At 54.8% G+C, this 22078-nt stretch carries 16 protein-coding genes; 6 read left to right on the top strand and 10 right to left on the bottom strand.

Features of this window, described 5'->3' with window-relative positions; genetic code table 11:
- The 9 genes from mshL to SAMA_RS02400 form a co-directional block, all read right to left on the bottom strand.
- Complete coding sequence (gene mshL, locus SAMA_RS02440; RefSeq protein WP_086015261.1) at positions 1–1680, bottom strand: pilus (MSHA type) biogenesis protein MshL; 1680 nt, start codon at positions 1678–1680, stop codon at positions 1–3.
- An 11-nt stretch (positions 1681–1691) separates the two neighbouring features.
- Positions 1692–1988, bottom strand: coding sequence for an MSHA biogenesis protein MshK (locus SAMA_RS02435; protein WP_011758573.1), 297 nt, complete (start codon positions 1986–1988; stop codon positions 1692–1694).
- Entirely contained in the window at positions 1972–2625 is a 654-nt protein-coding gene (locus tag SAMA_RS02430) for a hypothetical protein (protein ID WP_011758572.1), read from the bottom strand. Before SAMA_RS02430 ends, SAMA_RS02435 begins: the two co-directional genes overlap by 17 nt.
- On the bottom strand, positions 2622–3224 hold the full coding sequence (locus tag SAMA_RS02425) for a PilN domain-containing protein (RefSeq protein ID WP_011758571.1): 603 nt from the start codon (positions 3222–3224) through the stop codon (positions 2622–2624). The genes SAMA_RS02430 and SAMA_RS02425 overlap by 4 nt, the downstream gene beginning before the upstream one ends.
- A complete protein-coding gene (locus SAMA_RS02420; protein ID WP_011758570.1) occupies positions 3221–4090 on the bottom strand; it encodes a hypothetical protein in 870 nt (289 codons plus the stop codon). Before SAMA_RS02420 ends, SAMA_RS02425 begins: the two co-directional genes overlap by 4 nt.
- Positions 4091–4260: 170 nt before the next feature.
- Complete coding sequence (gene csrD, locus SAMA_RS02415; RefSeq protein WP_011758569.1) at positions 4261–6168, bottom strand: RNase E specificity factor CsrD; 1908 nt, start codon at positions 6166–6168, stop codon at positions 4261–4263.
- Between the two features lie 149 nt (positions 6169–6317).
- Complete coding sequence (locus SAMA_RS02410; RefSeq protein WP_011758568.1) at positions 6318–7565, bottom strand: malic enzyme-like NAD(P)-binding protein; 1248 nt, start codon at positions 7563–7565, stop codon at positions 6318–6320.
- Positions 7566–8067: 502 nt separating this feature from the next.
- The gene (gene rpmE / locus SAMA_RS19305; protein WP_011758567.1) at positions 8068–8280 is read right to left on the bottom strand and encodes a 50S ribosomal protein L31; all 213 of its coding nucleotides are present in this window, start codon (positions 8278–8280) and stop codon (positions 8068–8070) included.
- Between the two features lie 147 nt (positions 8281–8427).
- A complete protein-coding gene (locus SAMA_RS02400) occupies positions 8428–9153 on the bottom strand; it encodes a FimV/HubP family polar landmark protein (protein ID WP_011758566.1) in 726 nt (241 codons plus the stop codon).
- A 122-nt stretch (positions 9154–9275) separates the two neighbouring features.
- Between SAMA_RS02400 and priA the strand changes: the two genes are divergently transcribed.
- The 6 genes from priA to hslU all read left to right on the top strand — a co-directional run bounded on the left by priA (position 9276) and on the right by hslU (position 18340).
- Positions 9276–11471: a primosomal protein N' gene (gene priA, locus SAMA_RS02395; RefSeq protein ID WP_041410044.1), complete on the top strand. Its 2196-nt coding sequence runs from the start codon at positions 9276–9278 to the stop codon at positions 11469–11471.
- A 162-nt stretch (positions 11472–11633) separates the two neighbouring features.
- Positions 11634–13481, top strand: a complete 1848-nt coding sequence (locus SAMA_RS19070) for a hypothetical protein (RefSeq protein ID WP_011758564.1) — start codon at positions 11634–11636, stop codon at positions 13479–13481.
- Between the two features lie 487 nt (positions 13482–13968).
- Positions 13969–15714 carry an arginine--tRNA ligase gene (gene argS, locus SAMA_RS02385; protein ID WP_011758563.1) on the top strand — a complete coding sequence of 582 codons (1746 nt, stop codon included), beginning with the start codon at positions 13969–13971 and terminating at the stop codon, positions 15712–15714.
- Positions 15715–15717: 3 nt separating this feature from the next.
- On the top strand, positions 15718–16275 hold the full coding sequence (locus tag SAMA_RS02380; protein WP_011758562.1) for an SPOR domain-containing protein: 558 nt from the start codon (positions 15718–15720) through the stop codon (positions 16273–16275).
- A gap of 205 nt (positions 16276–16480) precedes the next feature.
- On the top strand, positions 16481–17005 hold the full coding sequence (hslV, locus tag SAMA_RS02375; RefSeq protein ID WP_011758561.1) for an ATP-dependent protease subunit HslV: 525 nt from the start codon (positions 16481–16483) through the stop codon (positions 17003–17005).
- A gap of 9 nt (positions 17006–17014) precedes the next feature.
- Positions 17015–18340, top strand: a complete 1326-nt coding sequence (gene hslU, locus SAMA_RS02370; protein WP_011758560.1) for an HslU--HslV peptidase ATPase subunit — start codon at positions 17015–17017, stop codon at positions 18338–18340.
- 162 nt (positions 18341–18502) lie between these two features.
- Here the strand turns inward: hslU and SAMA_RS19065 are convergent, their stop codons facing one another.
- Positions 18503–21958 (bottom strand): S8 family serine peptidase, encoded by a 3456-nt coding sequence (locus tag SAMA_RS19065; RefSeq protein ID WP_011758559.1) that lies wholly within the window; start codon positions 21956–21958, stop codon positions 18503–18505.
- Between the last annotated feature and the right edge of the window lie 120 nt (positions 21959–22078).

Here is a 22078-nt window from a genome sequence, read left to right as displayed (position 1 = left end):
TTATTCGCCCTCGGGATACCAACGGTCCAACAAGGCCTTTGACCGCTCCAGCTCTTTCTGCCAGGTGCCGCTTACGACCACGGTTGGTTTGAGCAGTATCACCAGCTCCGTTTTACGAACAGACTGACTGCGGTTGGTAAAAGCTTCACCCAGAAACGGAATATCCCCAAGCAGAGGTACCTTGGACACCAGCTCCAAGCTCTCACTCTTCATCAGACCCCCAATCACCACCACATCCCCCGACATGGCTTTAATCACGGTATCCGATTCGCGGATCTCACTCTGGGCCAGGGGCAGCTCCAGATCGCTGTTGCTGATTTTGATGGTCTTGGTTTGTTCTTTCACATCGATAACCGAGGGATGCACATGCAGCAGCACATTGCCCTGGCCGTCAATCTGTGGGGTAACATCCAGTGCGATACCGGAGAAAAAGGGTGTCAGCTCGACTTCGGGGCTGGTCACAGGTGTGGTGCCCGCCACTGTGGTGGATGACACATCAGTGACAAAGTATTCATCCTTGCCCACCTTGATCACCGCCTTTTGGTTGTTGGAGGCGGTGACACGGGGGCTCGACAACACATCCACATCCCCCTGAGTATCGAGGAGATTTATCATGGCGTCGAAGTCTGAACCTATGATGGACAACGAGGTTACGCCGCCCAAGGCACTGGAAATTTGATTGCCGAACTCATTGCCTGCTGAAGTGGCGAAATTAATTTTGGTGTTGCCATCGGCCAGTGCACTGCCGGCAATCTTGTTCCATTGGATACCCTGCTGATAACCATCAGACAGGGTCACCTCAAGCACCTTGGCCTCCAAAATCACCTGACGCTGCAGATGGGTTTCGGCGGTGGCCAAAAACTCCCTCACCTGACGCAGCTCACCCGGCAGCGCACGCACAGTCACCAAGCCGGCCTGGGGTGTGACCACCACACTGCGGTTGTTACTGGTGCCACCAATCAAGGACTCAAGGGTTTCTTTCAGTTCACCCCAGAAGTCTGTTTTATTGCGGGACTGGATAAAGGTGCCGTTGGTATTGTTACCATTGGTATTGTTGCCGTTGACACCGTTATTGTTGGCCCCGCCGTTATCAAAAGCGTTATTACCATTGCTGCCGTTGTTGTTATTGCCGTTGTTATTGTTGTTATTGTTGTCGGAAATACGGCCGGACGTCACAGACGTTAGAGACACCCCCATGCGTTCCATATAGAGGTAGTTCACCGGGAACGTTTCGGTTCGCATGCCCGATGGGAATACCTTTAGCACCTTGCCCTCATGGCTGACTTCATAGCCGTACAGGTCTTCAATCACCTGCAAGGCCTCACTCAGGGTCACGCCTTTGAGCGACAGAGAAATCCGTCCCTGCACATCGGGGTGTACGGCCACGCTGAAAGGCGTTCCCTTGACCAAACTCGGAAAAAACACTCTGGCATCCACCGCATTGGCAGCCACATCGAAACGGCGCTCCGGTGGCAGCGTTGGCGCAAATACTGTGTTACTGCCGGCCAATTCGCGGGACACTGAATCGGGCAATTTGGCCGGTGGCTGAGCTTGTGCATTTTGTTGAGCCACAACCTCCCTGAGCGCCTCTTTGGACGCCTGAGGGTTGGGCCTGTCAGTGGTTTGGCATGCTATCAGGCACAGCGACAGCAGAGGGGTAAGGTATTTGATACCAGAAATTGCCATATCTATTATCTCTCTGTAATAGCCTGAAACAGCCTGAGGGTTTTCCCGTCGGACAGGGACACTGAATCACTGCCGATAGCGGTTATCCTCGCGTTACCGATACTGTCGCCCAAGGTAAGCACTCGGTTACCTATCACGGCATATTTCGCCTCGGGGGAATTGATGATGCTGGTCAGCCGACTTCCCTGACTGATACCCACGGCCTGTGTCCTGAAGTCCGCAGGCTGAGTCGGATCCCTCAAGGGCTCTGCCGCCTGAGATGCGCCACACAGGCACAAAAGTAAACTACTGATTCGCCACACGGATAAAGTCCTCGTTTACGCTCAGGGTATGCAGCATCAACTGCACCTCGGCCTTGGGGTACGCCTTAACCCGGTAATCCATTCGCTTCCAATAAAGCTTGTTTTCAAGACCTTCCACCGCCTCAACAAACCGCTGCACCGCAAAAAAATCCCCTTCCAGCGTCAGGGCCATGCCGTGGGAATACAGGTTCAGTTTCTGCTCGCCCTCCCCCACTTCAATCAGGGGCACGGGAGCAATGGATTCAAAACCGGTCAGTGTCAGGCCCTTGGCACCATCCAGCATCCTGGCCAAGACAGTGGGCATCAGACGGGCGGGTACCATATCCAGGGTTTGCTCTTCCAACGCTTTATCCAGCTGTTGATGCTCTTTCTCCAGCAGTGCCTTGCGCTGAAGAAAATCCCGATGGGGATCCTGAGCCAATCGCTCCTGATACAGAGCTAGCTGCTGCTCACTGATGTGGTTAGTGGCCCGGGTTTGACTTAGCGTCTGGCTTGCCAGGCGATATTCCTTCCACAGGCTCTCCACCGGCATGGAGAGCAGCATAAGCAATCCAAACAGCGCGGCAAAAAAGATAATGCCCCGCTCTCTTAAGGTCAGGGCGTCGTATTTTGTCGCGAGAGAATCGAAACGGCTCATGGCTTCTCCTCCCTCAGTGCGCCACTGGTGAGAATAAAGCCCAGCGGCATACCGTCTTCACGGGCCATTGTCATGGTTGAAAACTGTTTTCCCTGAAGGGTTTGGGTGTGCTTAAGCCGTTCGACCCACAAAGGGACACTGGTGGGCGCCTTGGCAAAGCCTTCAAACCTGAGCTCCCCTTCCGCCACCAAAATGCGCTCGAGCCAGACATTGCCGTCAGCGGCAGAGGCCAGATCAGTCATAAGGGAGCCATAGCCACCGCTGGCAAATCGCTGCTGGTTGCCAAGCTCACTCAGGAGTTGCCGTTTCAACGCCAGAAAGTCCTGCAGCTCAGTCACCTCGGCCACCAGAGTTGCATCGGCCTTGTGGTTTGCCAGCTGAGCCTCCAACTGCTGCTTTTGCTGGCCGAGGCGGTCAGATTCGGCTCTGGCGCTATTAAGCTCTGTCTTTACCGTTGAGAGCTGCCATCCAATTGCAAGGCCCGCCAGCAGCAGTATGCCAAGCACCGCCACCACCGACTGGGTCAGGAGGGTGAAATTCAGCCGCTGCCGGGTAGGCAGCAAAGACTCGTCGTATAGATTGATACGGGTCTTGGTCATGGGCGTGCCCCCAAAAATTCTTCACAGCCGAGGCGGGCGAAGGTCAGCCCCACGGGCTCGTTATTCATCGCAGTGACCCGCTGATTGAAGTTGGCACCCACCAACCTGGCCAGTGACTGCGTCGCTCCCTGAGTCAAGAGCTCTATGCTCGTCACCGGCGGCTGACGCAACTGGCTCTCGAAATAATCCATGGAACGTTGCAGCTCCAAACTCAGATTGTCGGCGGCGCCATAAGCCAAATCCGACTCGGCTATTTCGTCAAGTTCGCTGAATCCGCGCACACGGCGTTGCATCCACAATTCGCCGTCTTTGATTACCGTCAGCAGTAATTCATTGCCGGGCACATGGCTTACCACCATGCGCGCCTGCGGCTCGGTGGCAAACAGTCGGGTCGTGACCAACTCTTCAATACTGATACCGACTATCTCGCAATCCTTGTCATCCGCAGCCAGCACCAAATGTTCAAGGGCGCTGCGGCTGACAGTCACCACGGTTATTTTGTTGGAGTGGGTATGGGGAGGCTCAAAATAATCCAACTTCAGGGAAGAAACCGGCTCAGACACCATGTCTTTAATTGACCAGCGCACGGCATCGGCCAGTTCGTTTTCGGGCACGGCAGGCTTGTCGGTGAGCAGCAATTGATAGCGCCCCGCTCCCAATACCAATGCCAGACGCGCGGGGCCAAAGCGAGACACTATGGCCGCCATCAGCCCTTGCCAGTTGTCACCATCGAGAGGAATTTCAGCAGCATCTGTCTCAGCTCCTGCGGCCGGGAACACCCAACAGCTGTTGTTCGCCAGGTAGAGCCCCAGGTCGCACCGCTCAGTTTTCTTGTGCCAAAAAGAGGATCGGCCCATTGCAGTCATGTCCGTGTGATTATGCGCCTTGCCATGTACCGCGTGAAACGCGCCAAGTCAGGGAAAGTGGGCGGCGATGGCGTACTAATTAGTTATTTTTAATAAGTATTATGCAGATATTACCCCATAAGATAGGCCGAGGGCCTGTGTTTCACAAGGGTTTTGGCACAAATTGCCACTCAGATCTGCTGTGGATCGCCAAAGTAGGTGCCCTGTCCTGCACTGACCCCCAAAATTTGCAGTGTTTGCCACTCTTCAAAGGAACCAACCCCCTCGGCAAACACCTGTACATCGGTGCGGTACAAACTGCCGATTAGACTGCGGACAAACAGCTGATTCTCGGGGCGTAAATCTATTTGACGGACCACTGAGCGGTGCAGCTTGATAAAGTTAAAACCCAACTCACGGATATACTGAGTGCTGACTACCTGCTGCCCAACATGGTCCACACAGATACGGCTGCCCATTTTACGCAGCATATTAAGCTTGGGCTCAAGCTGACTTCGGTGCTTCATCACCATATCTTCGGTAACCTCAAACACCAGCCGGGATGCCAGATGACGGTATTCGAGCAAGGTGGTTTGCAGCCAGCGCACAAAGGCACGGCTGGTAAGGGAATCCACACTCAGGTTGATGCTGTAATGTCGCTTGGCAGTGCCGGTATCTGACATCAGCTCAAACAGGGTTCGCTCCACCACCTGCCGCTCGATTTGCGGCATCAGGCCACATTTCACCGCCATGGGGATAAACAGAGTCGCCCTGACCAGGCTACCCATGGGGTCCCGCACCCGGGTAAAAATTTCATGGTGATGATGACTGCCATCGCCTTCGCACACAGGCTGGGCAAAAGTAACGAAATTTCGGTTAACCAGAGCATTTTCAAGAAAAGAGCGCCAGCGTACTGAGCCCTTGGCAAACTCTTGATCCACAGCGCCCTTGTCATACATAAACCAGCCACTGGCACCCTGCAGCTGCGCAGCGCGCAGAGCCATGTCAGCCTCGTCCAGCAAGGGTTCAGGCATGTCGCCCTCTTTAAAGTAAGCGCCCCCCAGATGGAAAAAGTTATCGGCTTCTTCAATTTTCGGCAGCGGCTGCGCCAGACAAATTTTCAGCAATTTATCAGCAAGGGCATCGGCCTCCACCAGGGAGATTTGCGGCACTACGATAGCCAGCTGATTATGGGAGCGGCGGGCAAAAATACTGTTGGCCTGGGTTTGCAGCACCAGGTTTATGGCATTGATGGTGCTGTGGAGCAGCTCAAGCACCACTTCATCGCCAGCCTCCTGCTGCAAAATATCCAGATCCTCCATTTCAAGCAGATACAAGACACCGGGTGCCAGCATTCCCTGGTCGCTTGAGAGAGCGTTGAGACGGTTCTGTAAAAACAGCCTGTTTCCTATCCGGGTTTGGGGATCGAGAAAGGTATTGGAGCGAATAAATTTATCGAAGCGGGCCCGCTCTTTGTGGGCATCGGCAAGTTCAGCAAGCAGTCTTGAGAGCGCACGATTGATTAGTCGTGGTTTACCGTTCCCCGGGGTTTTGGCCGCCTCATCCAGCTTGCCATCGAGAATAAGTTTACTGCGCTGCGCCAGCGCCTCTATGCCTTCAAGCTCGGCAGAAAACCACAGGAATCCGAAGCGAACAAACCCTGCTACCGCCACTATACCTACCAGCAGAATCATCAGCTCACGCCAACCAAGTCTGTGGGCCGAAAACGGACGGGGAAGCTCCAGTCGCATCTCGAGCGCATCATTGGCATAGAGGGCACGCTCGTAAACTACAGTCTGATCCGAACCCAGATTGCCCTGATATTCAAATACCAGTTCATCTCCCCGGGTTAAACGGAAACTCACTGTGTTATAGGCCAGCAGCATGGGCGGCAACCAGCTATCCAGCTCCCAACTGCTCTGGTGCTGATAATGGTTAACCAACATGGTTTCCAGCTCGGCGACCTTTTGCTGTTGAAAGCGGTAGGTCAGCTGTACAAAACTCATCAGGGCGCTGAGCAAAAACACAAAAGCGACTGCCGCCAGCGACATCATCCAGAAGCTGATGAGTTTTTTGGTCAGCATGCGAGTCAGTTGCATGAGATGAGGCCGTCCTGATGTTTTAGTTCTTATGTGCCGGCAAGGCCCCGGCGGGACACTGCAAATTGTTAAAAATTATCAGGTACTCAATAACAAAAGGCAACCACAAGGGTTGCCTTTTGTCTGTCTTTACCACTAAGGGATTTAGATCAGGCGAGGTAGTTCTCTGGCAGAGGGTCGATGGCAGCAACACCGGAATCGATGGCAGCCTGGGCAACAGCACGGGCAACCCTTGGCAGCAAACGTGGATCCATGGGCTTTGGCAGCACATACTCAGGGCCAAAACTCAGGCTGCTGACATTGGGATAGGCAGCCAGCACAGAGGCAGGGACAGGCTCTTTCGCCAAATCGGCCAGGGCATGCACGGCGGCAATCTTCATCTCATCGTTGATGCGTGAAGCGCGAACATCCAGCGCACCGCGGAAGATGAAGGGGAAGCACAGCACATTGTTTACCTGGTTGGGGTAATCGCTGCGGCCGGTACCCATGATGATGTCTTTACGGATATCGTGGGCGAGTTCAGGCTTGATCTCAGGATCCGGGTTGGAACAGGCAAAGATCACCGGATTATCGGCCATCAAGAGCACATCGTCGGCACCCAGTACATCCGGACCGGACAGACCCAGGAACACATCGGCGCCCTTGATCACATCCTGCAGAGTGCGCTTGTCGGTGTTGTTGGCAAACAGAGCCTTGTATTCATTCAGGTCATCACGGCGGGTGTGGATGACACCTTTGCGATCCAGCATGTACACATTTTCACGCTGGGCACCACATTTGACCAGCATGGTCATACAGGCGATGGCGGCGGCGCCGGCCCCCATACACACGAACACGGCTTTATCGATGGATTTACCCTGAATTTCCAGCGCATTAATCATACCTGCAGCAGTGACTATGGCGGTACCGTGCTGATCATCGTGGAATACCGGAATGGCGCAGCGCTCAATCAGCTCACGCTCAATCTCGAAACACTCGGGTGCCTTGATGTCTTCCAGATTGATGCCACCGAAGGTGTCGGCAATGGCTTCAACGGTATTGATAAACTCTTCTGTCGTGCGATGCTTCACCTGAATATCGGTGGCATCGATATTGGCAAAATGCTTGAACAGCAATGCCTTACCTTCCATTACAGGCTTGGAGGCCAATGGTCCCAGGTTTCCCAGACCCAAAATGGCGGTACCGTTGGAAATCACGGCAACCGTGTTGCCCTTGGCGGTGTAGCGGTATGCGTCGGCAGGATTAGAGGCGATTTCACGCACCGGCTCGGCCACACCCGGGCTGTAAGCCAGCGCCAGATCCATACTGGTTTCAGCGGGTTTGGTGAGACACACAGCCATTTTTCCAGGAACCGGAAATTCATGATAATCGAGTGCTTGTTGACGAAGGTCTGCCATTTTTTAATCCTGAACGACGTTTTTATGGGTAAATCCGCGGGCAAAAGGGCATCGCAACAGCAAATTCGGGCCCCTTTACTAAGGCCATAAAGATTACGCGAATTACCAGGGCTTTGAAACCAACCTTCAACAAATTTCAGGGACTTGATCGCCGCGAACACATCAAAGCGCCATTTTCAGCAATTAACTTGGGCAAACAAAAGCCAAACCATTAATTAACTTTGTTGTTTTTATACTTAAGCAACTCGTGAAAACCGCCTTAATGGTGCGATAAGAAGCCATTTATGTAGCAAAATTACCAAATTTAATTCCATTTTCATGACTTCGCCGAAAATCACAGCCGAAAGTCGTAAAATCATCGCTCGGAAAATAAACTCATCTGACCTCGGTGCATACAACTCTGTTCGCGGCCGGGTTGGTGGCAAAATGAAAAACCGGATCAGGCTGAAAGCAAAAAGGGCACCATGAAGGTGCCCTTTTTATGAATTCATTGCTGTTGCAATTACTTCTTGCCAAGCATACCGAAACGCTTGTTGAACTTGTCGATACGACCACCGGTGTCAACCACTTTCTGAGTACCTGTGTAGAATGGGTGACAAGCACCACACACGTCCAGGTGCAGGTCTTTACCTACAGTGGAGTTGATCTTGATAACGTTACCACAAGTACAGGTGGCAGTGATCTGGGCGTATTCAGGATGGATACCTGGTTTCATCGGGATTACCTCAAAGTAAAGGCCATGTCGCTCTTCCAACCCGAAGTCGGACACCACATGCAGTTAATAACAAGTATGTTAGGGCGCAGAATGGTACAGGATCTCACCCATACTGACAAGCAGATCGTCGCTTAAAAAGCCAGCGATTCACTCCAGGCTTTTGGCTTCAAAAATGCGTCTCGCCTCTCGGGTATCCGGATAACGCCCCAGCAGCGCCGGTGATGGGCACTCCAGCTTAGCATCTTGCTTGAGGCCACTGATTTTGCCCTTGGTAAAGGCGCGGGGATTGGCATCAAACAATGCCATCATGGTGCTGTATACGTTGGTATTCCAGCGGGGCGCATAACGACTGGCAATGCGCCAGAGGGTCTCCCCTGGCTGGTACTCAACGGCGCAGCCACCGCTGTCGTTGGCCGCGCTGGCAAGCGACATTTGCACGGGAGTGGGTTTCGCCACAGGTACGGACTCGGGAGCCAACAGCTCGGCGGCCTTTCTCGGGGACGCGCTCGGTGCTTTCGCGACTCGCTCCGTGCCACCAAACAGCGGGATAACCTTATATTCCTGCCACTGATTGACCACGTATTCGCGCACCACCAGTTCGGCATTGGCGTCTGTCACATTGTCGACGCCAAACAGCAACAACATAAAGTTGTTCAGGGGCTCAACCATGAGCTTTTCTTCCCGGGTACCCTGGCGCACCACAAACTCCAGCCGCGACAGGTCACTGCGCTCAGACACAATATTGACTCGCAGACGCGGGTATTCGCCCAAAGTGAATTGGCTTTTATTGATACTGACATGGGATAAACGCGCCTGTGCAGGCGTCAGGGCCTGAACCATCAACAGCAAGGCAAGGATGAAAAGTCTTGTCATTGTTTTTCCTGCATCGTTTTCTTGCATTGTTTTTCTTGCATAGTTACTGGGCTGCATTAGCTGTGGCTGAGTTCCCACGCTGCCGTTACACTAGAGGCAACTCAAGCCAGATGTACCTGATTATGCCACAGTTTGTTGAAGTTGCTCTGCCGGTTCCCATGCGCCGCAGTTACAGCTATCGATTGCCAGCACAACCAAGCACTTCACCCTGCCCCGGCAAAAGGGTCAAGGTGCCCTTTGGCAAACAACAACTGATAGGTCTTATTACCGCAACCAAAGACAGTTGCGAGCTGCCCGATGCCCAAATCAAAGAAATCATTGAGATAATCGATGATGAGCCGGCATTGTCTGAACCACTCTATAAACTGACTCTGTGGGCCGCAAGGTATTATTTTTGCAGTCAGGGACAGATGCTGACCCAGGCATTGCCGGTGGCACTGCGCAAAGGCGCGGATGCCGCCCCCAAGAGTCGCACCTGGCTTAAATTGACCGACAAGGCCAGAGAGGCCGGCATCACCACCCTGAAGCGGGCACCAGCCCAACAAAAGCTCGCCGAAATGCTGTGGCAGCATCCCCTGAGTCTGGATGAATTCAACGCCATGGAGCTCAGCAAGGCCGCCCTGAAAGGTCTCGAAGACAAGGATTGGGTACAGCGGGAACAGGTGCCGGTAGACATTAACCTCGGCTGGCGAACAGCGCTTGAGCTTGGTGAAACGCCCCATAAGCTCAACAAGGAACAAGCTGTGGCAGTCGCTGCCATCAACGCCGCCGAGGGGTACGCGTGCGCACTGCTTGAGGGCATCACGGGCTCAGGTAAAACAGAGGTGTACCTTTCGGTATTGGAAAAGATACTGAGCGAAGGCAAACAGGCGCTGATTTTGGTGCCTGAGATAGGCCTGACGCCCCAGACCATTGACCGCTTCCGTCGCCGCTTCAAGGTTGAAGTGGCGGTAATCCATTCCAACCTCACCGACAATCAACGCCTCGATGCCTGGCGTGCAGGGCGCAGCGGCGAAGCTGCCATCATTATCGGTACCCGCAGCGCCTTATTCACGCCCATGGCGTTCCCCGGCATTATCATCCTCGACGAAGAGCACGACAGCTCGTTCAAACAGCAGGAAGGTGTGGGCTACCACGCCCGCGATCTGGCGGTGATGCGTGGCCATCTGGAGAATATTCCCGTGGTACTGGGCTCGGCCACACCCTCGCTGGAGTCGCTTCAAAACGCCCTCTCGGGCCGTTATCGGCACCTGCATCTGGGGGAGCGCGCCGGTAACGCCAAAAAAGTACGTCAGGGCATTATCGATATCCGCAACCAACCGCTGAAGGCTGGTATGTCGGCGGCGCTGCTCAACGAAATGCGGCTGCATCTGGATGCCGGCAATCAGGTGCTGCTGTTTTTGAATCGCCGCGGCTTTGCTCCGGCGCTCCTGTGTCACGAGTGCGGCCATTTGCATGAGTGCGATCGCTGCGATGCCTTTTTTACCGTGCATCAAAAGCTTGGCGAAATTCGCTGCCACCACTGCGGCAACCAATATGCCATTCCGCGCCAGTGCCACAACTGCGGCTCCACCATGCTGATGGGCCAGGGGATAGGCACAGAGCAGCTGGAACAAGTGCTGAAAGAAGAGTTCCCCAAATATCCTGTGGTACGCATCGACAGAGACACCACCCGCCTCAAGGGCTCACTGGAAAATCACCTGCAGGCCATTCATCGAGGCGACTACAAAATCCTGGTGGGCACCCAGATGCTGGCCAAAGGCCACCACTTCCCGGACGTGACTCTGGTGGGTCTGTTGGATGTGGATGGTGCCCTGTTCAGCGCCGATTTTCGAGCGCCGGAACGCTTTGGCCAACTTTACACCCAGGTGGCCGGTCGTGCGGGCCGCGCCGCCAAACCCGGCACTGTGCTGCTGCAAACTCACCAGAGCGATAACCCGATATTACGGGAGCTGATGCATAAGGGTTATGGCGATTTTGCCCGCGGCCAGCTCAGTGAGCGCAAACAGGCGGCACTGCCACCGGCGTGGCACATGGTGCTGGCACGGGCCGAAGCCCACAGGGCTGAAGATGCCGAAGCCTTTTTGGCAGCCATCGCGGCCATGTTGCCAAGGGACAGGGGATTTGAAGTGATTGGGCCCCTGCCCGCGCCCATGGACCGCAAGGCTGGCAAGCACCGACGCCAGCTGATGTTTCAGGCCGAGCAGCGTCAGGGATTACAGCAGGCATTGGAAGCGATTCTGCCCGCCATCGATCTTCTGCCCGAGGCAAAGCGTTGTCGGTGGAGCCTGGACAGAGATCCGCAGGACCTGCTCTAACCTCCGCGCCACCAAACCTGTAATTAACTGATTTAAAAAGATTCAAATCTTTTCAAAAAGAATCACATCTCACTTTTATCGGTCTTTCTTATGCTGTCATCTGGGCGCACAACCCAAACTCCCAACAGGGACTGAACGGACGCATACATTAAGGATCAGATCATGCAAATATCCCTCTTATTACGTGGTGGCCTGCTGCTGCCACTGGCACTTGGCCTGGCTGCCTGCGGTGGCAGCGACAAGGATGAGGACACAGAGCAACCCACCGAACCCGCCCAACTGAAGATAGGCGGCAGCATCAGCGGCCTGAATGGCACTCTGGGACTGACACTCACCGCCGGCAGCACTCAAACGCAAAATGTCACAGGCAGCAGTTTCCAGTTCGCCAATACCGTGGCCGAAGGCACGGGATTCAGCATCAGTATCAGCAGTCAACCAGAAGGACAGGTCTGCAGCATCACAGGTGCCAGCGGAACCCTCAGCAGCGCCAATGCCAACGCCGCTCAAGTCAGTTGCGCCAGTGCACAGGCCGGGCTATTCCTCGACAGCCCGGTAGCGGGTATAGGTTATCGCACCGAAACCCAAAGTGGTGTCACCGATGCCATGGGGCGCTACCAGTATTTGCCCGGCGAAACCGTGGTGTTTTTCATTGGCGATCTGACGTTTCCTGCTGTTGAAGCCACAGGCTTGGTTACCCCCAATAATTTTGCCGATGGCGATGACACCACGGTCTCCAACATCGCCCGTATACTGCAAACGCTGGATGAAGATGAAGACCCCAGCAACGGTATTACCCTGTCTCAGGCCACCACAGAAGCCTTTAACGGCACGGCACTGGACATCGGCAGCACCGGCTTTGCCGATGCCGTTGCCTCTGTGCTGACAACGTTGGATAACCGCACTCTGGTGAGTGATGCCGACGCGAAGGCCCACGTTGAAACCTCGCTGCGGCAACAACTGCGTGGCAGCTGGCTATATAAAGAAGGCGAAGGCATGCGCAACATTCTCACCTTCATAGATGACAGCCACTATTTGATTCTCCACGAACACACCGATGATGGCGATCAGCTGGCTGGCAGCGCTGAACTGGGGGGATACGAGTGGGATCCTGAAACTGGCGCCCTCAGCCTGACTCTTTTTGATGAGTCGGACAACAGCGGCGGCTTTTTCGATGGCGGAAGCCACGAAGCAAAAACCATGACACTGGGTGAGTCGCTGACCATTCAGTTCAGCGAAGACAGCATTATGCTGAGCAGAATCGATGATGGCAGCAACCCACTCATCGGCTCATGGACAGTATGGGAAGAGAGCGACGACAACCTCACTGTGGTGGTGTTTCTATCAGGCACCGAGTACGCATTGGTACACACCAACAATCAGGAAAGCTATGGCGAGTCCACGCCGCAGGCACTCTCCGGTGAGTTTGGTCAATATCAATGGGATGGCAGCAGCTTCAGCGTCACTGGCATCACAGTGGATGCCGATGGTCCCGGTGGCCTCTACGATAAAGACAGCTCAACTTCGGGTGACACTCTGATGCTTAAACCTTTTGGCGAAATATGGTTCCAGGATGCCGAAGATGGTCGCTACAGCCTGCCGAAACTCGAACGCTTCGCTGCCATGCTGCAGGATTACGACAGCAACCATCCACTCGGTCAGGTGAGTCTGGTGCGCAGCTCCGAGGGCTTCAGTGACGCCGATGTACTGGCCCGGCAATTCAGTATGGATTTCAAACTTTTCGACGGCGACACAGGTACCTTCCATGTCGCTTTCGGCGCTGACGGCATGGGCACCATCTGGGAAGGTGAAGAACCCAGCCTGGCGATGAGCTGGCACATCAATTCAGCAGGCTCCATCGAGATAAATTATACCGACACCAGTGCAACGACCTTTGTCATGGTACTGGCGCCGATTGCAGGGAAACCCAATGCCGTACTTATCTCTTTGACGTCATCGGAAGATGAAGACTCGCTGTGGCAAAGCCAGATGATGGCTGAATCTGCCAATTGAACCGACCGAAATAACCAGTGACAGGATGCAGCCTCAGGGCTGCATTTTTTTACATGAATCACAGATAAAAAAATCGCGGCTAAAAAGCCGCGCAAGGTGGGATGTCAATGAGTTCTGTTCACAAAAGCAAACAGGAGTGAGAAACAGGTGAAAAAAACATGGCCACAGAGGACACGCCAGAGCGAATCTGCATTTCACTCTATCGCCTCTGTGAGGCCATAAGTCGCCGGTCAGTATGTCTGCGCTAACAAGAACAAGCTATCCAGCATAACCAACATCCATGTCTAACGAACCATGTCGACACTATGCACCAGTCACCATGAACTTCCCCTTGGCAACGCATGAATTAATGTTCATCTATAAAAATCACCCGGGTGCTTTGTCTTTTTGCTCAAAAAGTTCCTTCAGCCAATAGCCAGCCGGGGGGCGCAGAGGCTACAATTCCCGGTTATTCCCGTTAAACCTTGCAGTCAATAGATACAGGCCGATGAAAGAACTCATTCAATCCTTGCTCGAACAAACCCTTGAATCCTTGAAAGCCCAGGGCATTGTGCCCGCCGACTTTGAAGCGCGCATTCAGGTCGACCGAACTAAGGACAAGAGCCATGGCGATCTGGCCACCAATCTGGCCATGATGTTGACCAAGGTTGCCGGTAAACCGCCACGTGAAATGGCGCAGCTCATCATCGACAACCTGCCCGCGTCCGCGCAGGTGGCCAAGGTCGAGATTGCTGGCCCCGGCTTTATCAACTTCTTTATCGACGACAACGCCCTGGCCAACCAGCTCAAGGCCGCGCTCGGCGATGCCATGCTGGGCGTGAAAGCCGCAGCACCACAAACCGTGGTGGTGGACTACTCCTCCCCCAACCTCGCCAAGGAAATGCACGTGGGTCACCTGCGTTCCACCATCATTGGCGACAGCGTAGTCCGCGCGCTGGAATTCCTCGGCCATAAAGTCATCCGTCAAAACCACGTGGGTGACTGGGGTACCCAGTTCGGCATGCTGCTGGCCTACATGGAAGAGCTGCGTGCCCAGGGCGATGACAAGGCCAATCTGGAGCTGTCAGACCTAGAAAGCTTCTACCGTGCGGCCAAGCTGCGTTTTGACGAATCCGACGAATTCGCCACCCGCGCCCGTCAGTTGGTGGTTGAGCTGCAAAGCGGTGATGCTTACTGCAACAAGCTGTGGCGCGAGTTCAACGACATCTCCCTGAGCCACTGTCATGACGTGTATGCGCGTTTGGGTGTGAGCCTGACCCGTAAAGATGTACACGGTGAGAGCGCCTACAACGCCGACCTCGCTCAGGTTGTGGCCGATCTGGATGCCAAGGGCCTGCTCGCCATCAGTGACGGCGCCAAGGTGGTATTCCAGGAAGAGTTCCGTAACAAAGATGGCGAGCCACTGCCGGTGATTATCCAGAAGGCCGATGGCGGCTTCCTGTATGCCACGACCGATCTGGCCGCCATGCGCTACCGCTCAGGTGTGCTGAATGCCGACCGTGTGCTCTACTTTGTAGACCTGCGTCAGGCGCTGCACTTCCAGCAGGTATTCAGCCTGGCCCGCACCGCAGGTTTCGTGCGTGACAACATGACCCTCGAGCACATGGGCTTTGGCACCATGAACGGCGAAGACGGTCGTCCCTTCAAGACCCGCTCCGGCGGCGTGGTGAAGCTGGTTGACCTGCTCGATGAAGCCGTTGAGCGTGCCGAGCAGCTGGTTCGCAGTAAAAACCCCGATATGGATGAAACTGAAGTCAAAGAAATCGCCCGCGTGGTTGGCATTGCCTCGGTAAAATACGCCGACCTGTCCAAGAACCGCAGCAGCGATTACATCTTCAGCTTCGAGCAGATGCTGAGCTTCGAAGGCAACACAGCCCCCTATCTGCTGTACGCTTACACCCGTGTGGCCGGTATCTTCAAGAAAGCCGAAAACATCGACCTGACCAACGCCGAGCTGGTGCTGGATCATGACAAAGAGAAAGAGCTGGGCAACAAGCTGGCACAGTTCGGTGAAATCCTTGCACGCATGGTGGACAAGGGCCAACCGCACATTCTCTGTGGTTACCTGTACGAGTTGGCTGGCGCCTTCTCCAGCTTCTACGAGGCCTGCCCGGTGCTGAGCGCCGACAGCGAAACCGCCCGCGACAGCCGTTTGCTGCTATCGCGCCTGACCGCCGACACCCTCAAGCAGGGCCTGTCGCTGCTCGGCATCGAGACTCTGGAGCGCATGTAATCCATGAGTCGCGATTACGCCAACCGAGCGCCACGGAGTAAAGGTCGTGGCAGCAACAAGAATGCCCGCTCGCCGGGGCACAAGCCCTGGATCGCGCTGATTGTGGTTGTCGCATTAGTGGCAGGATTCGGCTATTTCCTGTGGACCATCAAGGGCAGTGCCGACCAGGTTGAACCGGCCAGGGCCGAAACCAAGGCCGGTAAGCCAAAAAAGGATCCCAACGCTCTGCCTCCCCAGCCGCAGGAAGAGTGGACCTATCTGAAAGAGCTGGAGAATAAGCAGGTCGAGGTGGATGTGCCGCCACCGGAAACCTTGCGCTCCACCGGCCCCTATCAGATGCAGTGTGGCTCATTCCGCGAAGAGTCCCAGGCCGAGAAGATGAAGGCGGTTATCGCTTTCCAGGGCATGGAAGCGCAAATTCGCAAGGTGCAGGGTGGCAGCGGCATCTGGTACAAGGTGGTAATTGGCCCCTATGAGCGCAAGCGCGATGCTGAGCGGGCCCGCCACAAGCTGCAGGCCATCGGCATGAACACGTGCCAAATCTGGTTGTGGCAAAACTGAGCATCAGCTCATAAGTTCAGCGAGCCAGCGGCATGAACACCTGTCCGACATTTCTGGTTGTGGCAAAACTGAGCCACAGCACACATGTTATGCAAGCCACCTTCGGGTGGCTTTGTTTTATCCCTTGAAAAGCCCGACCACGACCCCATATAAGCTCTATCCGTCCCCGAAGGCTTATTCTTCGGACGCTAAAAGAGGATCCATTGTGACTACTATCGTATCCGTCCGCCGTAACAATCAGGTGGTCATCGCAGGTGATGGCCAGGTCTCCCTCGGCAATACCGTGATGAAGGGCAATGCCCGCAAGGTACGCCGCCTGTACCACGGCAAGGTATTGGCCGGATTTGCCGGTGGCACCGCTGATGCTTTCACCCTGTTCGAGCGCTTTGAGGCCAAGCTGGAAATGCACCAGGGCCATTTAATGCGCGCAGCGGTGGAGCTCGCCAAAGACTGGCGCACCGACCGCATGCTGAGAAAACTCGAGGCCCTGCTGGCCGTGGCCGATGCCGAAAGCTCACTCATCATTACCGGTAACGGCGACGTAGTGCAGCCCGAAAACGACCTGATTGCCATCGGCTCCGGCGGTAACTTCGCCCAGGCCGCCGCCACTGCGCTCTTGGAAAACACCGACCTTGGCGCCCTCGAGATTGCCGAAAAGTCACTGACCATCGCCGGCGATATTTGCGTATTCACCAACCAGTTCAAGACCATCGAAGAACTGAGTTACTGAGGAATCATCATGTCTGAAATGACTCCCCGCGAGATTGTTCACGAGCTGGACGCCCATATCATTGGTCAGCAAAAAGCCAAACGCAGCGTGGCCGTGGCCCTGCGTAACCGCTGGCGCCGCATGCAACTGGACGCCGCCCTGCGTCACGAAGTGACCCCCAAGAATATCCTGATGATTGGCCCTACCGGCGTGGGTAAAACCGAAATTGCCCGCCGCCTGGCAAAGCTCGCCAACGCGCCCTTTATCAAGGTGGAAGCCACCAAGTTCACCGAGGTGGGCTATGTGGGTAAGGAAGTGGAGCAGATCATTCGCGATCTGACCGACACCGCCATTAAGCTTACCCGCGAAGTAGAAATGAAAAAGTGCCGCACCCGCGCCGAAGAGGCCGCCGAGGAGCGGGTACTGGATGCCCTGTTGCCCCGCCCGAAAAACGATTGGGACAACAACAGCGATGACAATTCTTCCAGCCGTCAAATCTTCCGCAAAAAGCTGCGTGAAGGTCAGCTGGACGATAAAGAAATCGAAATCGATATTGCTGGCCCGCAAATTGGTGTGGAAATCATGTCACCACCCGGCATGGAAGAAATGACCAATCAGCTGCAGAGCCTGTTCCAGAACATGGGTCAGGCGCCTGCCAAGCGCAAGAAGATGAAGATCAAAGAGGCCCTCAAGCAACTGGTGGATGAAGAAGCCGCCAAGCTTGTGAATCAGGAAGATCTGAAAGAAAAGGCCATCGAACTGGTGGAGCAGCACGGTATCGTCTTTATCGATGAAATCGACAAAATCTGTAAGCGCGGCGAAACCTCAGGCCCAGATGTATCCCGCGAAGGGGTACAGCGCGACCTGCTGCCCCTGGTGGAAGGTTGCACAGTTAACACCAAGCACGGCATGGTGAAAACCGACCATATCCTGTTTATCGCGTCGGGCGCATTCCAGATGTCCAAACCATCGGATCTTATTCCCGAGCTGCAGGGCCGCCTGCCCATCCGGGTTGAGCTGGATGCCCTCACCGCTTCCGACTTCAAGCGTATTCTCACCGAGCCACACGCCTCGCTCACCGAGCAATACGTGGCGCTGATGGCCACCGAAGGCGTGACCATCGAGTTTACCGAGACCGGCATCGACCGCATCGCCCAGGCCGCCTGGCAGGTGAACGAGCGCACCGAAAACATCGGTGCCCGCCGTCTGCACACGGTCATGGAGCGGCTAATGGAAGACATTTCCTTCGAAGCCAGCGACAAGTCAGGCAGCAAATTCACTATAGATGCCGATTACGTGAATGCGCATCTGGATAACCTGGTGCAGGACGAAGACTTGAGCCGCTTTATTCTGTAAGCCATCTGCTTGGGATGTTTTATTTGATAATACAAAGCGCTTAAGCATAAAAAGGCCGGGATGATTCCCGGCCTTTTTCGTTACGTCCGATACACTATCGGATTGTCCTCCCTGACCAAGTCACTTGACTGGCGAGCAGCCTGACAGCGAAGGAACTCAGTGTTACTTACCCTTACCGCGGGTGTTTAACACAGGGGTCACTGTGATGACTTCGGAGCAAATATCGCTGCCAGCTTCACAGACCTGATAGGCAAAGCTGCCTTCACTGCTGTTGAAGCGGTCGCTGAAGCTGCCACGGTCACGGACACTGTTGATCAGCTGGCCATCGCGATACACATCAACGTTGCGGGCGGTAGAACCACTCCAGCTCAGGCTGATGTTTACCTTGTTACCGTCGGTGCTGCCAGCGGCATCAAGACTGATGGAGGCTTTCACAGAGACCTGCTTGCTGATGCTGTGACTGGCGCCATTGTTGTCGGTCACTGTCAGCGTCACCTGATAGCTGCCACCGGTGGCATAGCTGTGGCTTGGATTCGCCAGTGATGATGTGTTGCCATCACCCAAGTCCCATGCCCAGGCAACCACGGAACCATCAGCATCACCAGAGCCATCGGTAAAGGTCACATCCAGATGATTCACTTGGAAGCTGAACTCAGCCACAGGCAACTCATTCACCGGGGCGGCTTCTACCGTCAGGGTAACCATGGCGTTACCACTGGCTGCCTCACTGTCGGCAGCGCTGGCGGTCACTGTGTGCTGGCCCACGCTCAGGTTGTTGGTGCTGAAGTAGGCACCATTACCAATCACACCGTCCAGATCGGAACTCCATACCAGAGTGTTGGTCACATCACCGTCTTCGGCATCCATCGCAGAGCCAACAAAGGTTACTGTGTCACCTTCGATAACACTGCTGCCACCCACGGGAGCATTGATGCTCACCACTGGTGCCTGGTTGTCTGGGGTAGTAGTGCCACCATCATGGGTAAAGCCCAAAACCCAACGGTTCAGCCAGCCGGAGTTATTGCTCCACTCATCCTTGATGACGAGCTGCCAAGTGCCCGCGGCCATTTCGCCATTAAATTCAACTGGGTAGAAGGTTTTCACCAAGTCACGATAGTATTCGCCTGACTCTTTGCGATCGAAAATCTCCACGCGGGTACCGTTGGGCGATACCAGATGAATGAGCATATCGTTGGCAAAGCTGTGCTGAATATCCACGAACAGGCTCATGTCCTTGATCTTCAGTCCGAGGGGCACTTCAATCTCGGCCACTACAGTTCCCAGGTCCACAATAGATTGACGGTTCGTGTCCTCGTAGGAAACAACGGTACCGTCACTAACAACGTACAGAAAGAACTCGCGGCTGCTCACCACACCCTGGCTGTCAGACGCGGCCACAGTGATCAGGTGTGTACCCTGGCTCAAATCCGAGCGGGAGAAGCTGCCACCCGTGCCAATCTGGCCATCCAGGCTGGAGGTCCACACCAGCGAGGCGCGAACGTCACCGTCTTCAGAGTCGGTCGCATCGGCCACGAAGTTGATAACATCGCCCGGCAGATACAGGGCATTTTGCAGGTTGGCGCCGATGGTCACGGTCGGTGGCAGGTTGGTACCGGGCTGAGAACCACCGGTGACATCCATGCTCCAGCTGTTGAGGGTACCCACGTCACGGAAACCTGAGTCGACAACATGCAAGGTCCAATCACCTGATGCATCTTCCAGATCAAAGTCTTCCACTGAGTAGCTGGCCACCAGATTATCGGCGCTGCCACCGGTGCGGTTATGCAGGGTGACGGCACGGCCACTTGGCGATGTGAGGGTAACGGTCAAATCGCCAATGTAGGTGTGGGCGATATCCACATTCACCACCAGATCCGTCAGAGTCAGGTTCAGGGGTACATTGATAACACTGCTCACACCATCGGCATTGTCATCGGGAATGGCCACGGGATTATCGTTGCTGTAAGTAGTGCTGAAGGTACCGGCAGGATACACCAAGAGGCTCACATCTATGCTCTTGTGGATATCACCGTCCACCGCATTGATGGTGATAACGTGGTTACCCAAACTCGTGTTGGCATCGGTGGACACTGTCATGGTAGTGCGACCATCGGCAGGCACAGTGCTGCTGGAGAAGGTCACGGCCGCATTCAGCCCAGCAGGCACATCGGCGCTGAAGCTGGCATTGCCGTTGTAACCACCCACGGCGTTCATATCGATATCAAAGGTAACTGAAGAGTCCTGATTCACAGTGCGGCTGGCAGGGCTCACCAGCAGGTAGTAGCCTGGGCCACCTGCACCAGCCATGTTCAGCGCACCTTCCAGATTCAGGCGCTTACCTGTCACTGTCTTGCCTTCCAGCGCGGCAATGGGGTCACCGGAGGCCATCAGGATGTTTTTCACATCAGCCGTGGTCAGCGAGGGATCGGCTGCCAAAATCAGCGCCGCGGCACCGGCCACGTGGGGCGTTGCCATGGAAGTACCACTCAGAGTGTTGTAATCGCTACCGGGAATGGTGGAGTACACATCAGAACCAGGCGCGCCCATATCCACAGTGTTCAAGCCCCACTGGGAGAAGTAGGACATCTGGTCATCACGGGTGGTGGAGGCAATCGACATCACGTTGGGCACATCATGGTTGGCAGGCCAGCTGTCGTTGACATCGTTGTCCACGGCATCGTTACCGGCTGCGGCCACAAACAGGATATCGGCATTGTTGGCCGCCGTGATGGCATCTTCCAGCGCCTGACTGAAGGAGCCACCGCCCCATGAGTTGTTCAGTACGCGGATGTTCACGCCACGGTTTTTCAAATCAACCATGTAATCAATACACTGGATACCATCGGCGGTGGTGCCACCCTGACTGCCAAGGAAGGAACAGCCCACCATGGCGGTGTTCCAGTTAACACCAACCACACCGGTGCCATTGTTACCGGTGGCGCCTATGGTGCCTGCAACGTGAGTACCATGATAGTGAGTGTCCTGAGGATTACCGTTGTCATTGATAGCCGAAATACCGTGCATATCGTCGATATAGCCGTTGCCATCATCGTCGATCCCGTTGTTGGGCACTTCGTTGGGGTTAACCCAAATGTTGTCGCGCAGATCCGGATGGTTGTAGTCAAAACCAGTGTCAATCACACCAACCACTATCTCTCGTGAGCCCATTTCCATTTCCCACGCCTGCTCGGCATGGATTTTTGGCATGCCCCAGAGCTGGCTGTAGCTTGGGTCGTTTGGCACCACTGAGGGATAGAATCTGTGGTTGAGTTCGGCGTATTCAATGTGGGGATTGTGCTTGAGACGCTCCACCATAAGACGGGCATCCAGCCCCCGGGGCACCGTGAGTTCAGCCAGACGTCCCTTGGCGATATTGCGGAAACGGTCATCCACACCGTCGTCATTTTTGTCTTTAAATGACACACCGTACTGAGCAAGCAACTGCTTGCGGTCCGCTTTCTTTGCGGTTTCTTTGAATTTAACGATAACAGAGGAATTGTCGAAGTCTTGTTTGGGTTCAACCTTCTTGGCGGCCAGCGCCGGAGCGGTAACAGCCATCAGGGAAGTTGAGAGCATGGCCAAAGTCAATCGGCTCAGGCGTGGGTGCAGCTTTCTCATGTGTGGTCTCCTGTGATTAAGAGTGTTCGCTATAATGATTATGTATGCGAACACATACAATTTAGACACACAAGAAACAAAACTCAAACAAAAATGACACTTTTTAGACAAAAAAGATCG

Source organism: Shewanella amazonensis SB2B (assembly GCF_000015245.1).
Lineage (GTDB): Bacteria > Pseudomonadota > Gammaproteobacteria > Enterobacterales > Shewanellaceae > Shewanella > Shewanella amazonensis.
This window is presented reverse-complemented; position numbering and strand designations above follow the sequence as displayed.

Bases quoted from the DNA above. Each gene is read 5' to 3' on its own strand.
- SAMA_RS02430 (WP_011758572.1), bottom strand. From the start codon at position 2,625: ATGAGCCGTTTCGATTCTCTCGCGACAAAATACGACGCCCTGACCTTA.
- SAMA_RS02425 (WP_011758571.1), bottom strand. From the start codon at position 3,224: ATGACCAAGACCCGTATCAATCTATACGACGAGTCTTTGCTGCCTACC.
- SAMA_RS02420 (WP_011758570.1), bottom strand. From the start codon at position 4,090: ATGACTGCAATGGGCCGATCCTCTTTTTGGCACAAGAAAACTGAGCGG.
- csrD (WP_011758569.1), bottom strand. From the start codon at position 6,168: ATGCAACTGACTCGCATGCTGACCAAAAAACTCATCAGCTTCTGGATG.
- SAMA_RS02410 (WP_011758568.1), bottom strand. From the start codon at position 7,565: ATGGCAGACCTTCGTCAACAAGCACTCGATTATCATGAATTTCCGGTT.
- rpmE (WP_011758567.1), bottom strand. From the start codon at position 8,280: ATGAAACCAGGTATCCATCCTGAATACGCCCAGATCACTGCCACCTGT.
- SAMA_RS02400 (WP_011758566.1), bottom strand. From the start codon at position 9,153: ATGACAAGACTTTTCATCCTTGCCTTGCTGTTGATGGTTCAGGCCCTG.
- priA (WP_041410044.1), top strand. From the start codon at position 9,276: ATGCCACAGTTTGTTGAAGTTGCTCTGCCGGTTCCCATGCGCCGCAGT.
- SAMA_RS19070 (WP_011758564.1), top strand. From the start codon at position 11,634: ATGCAAATATCCCTCTTATTACGTGGTGGCCTGCTGCTGCCACTGGCA.
- argS (WP_011758563.1), top strand. From the start codon at position 13,969: ATGAAAGAACTCATTCAATCCTTGCTCGAACAAACCCTTGAATCCTTG.
- SAMA_RS02380 (WP_011758562.1), top strand. From the start codon at position 15,718: ATGAGTCGCGATTACGCCAACCGAGCGCCACGGAGTAAAGGTCGTGGC.
- hslU (WP_011758560.1), top strand. From the start codon at position 17,015: ATGTCTGAAATGACTCCCCGCGAGATTGTTCACGAGCTGGACGCCCAT.
- SAMA_RS19065 (WP_011758559.1), bottom strand. From the start codon at position 21,958: ATGAGAAAGCTGCACCCACGCCTGAGCCGATTGACTTTGGCCATGCTC.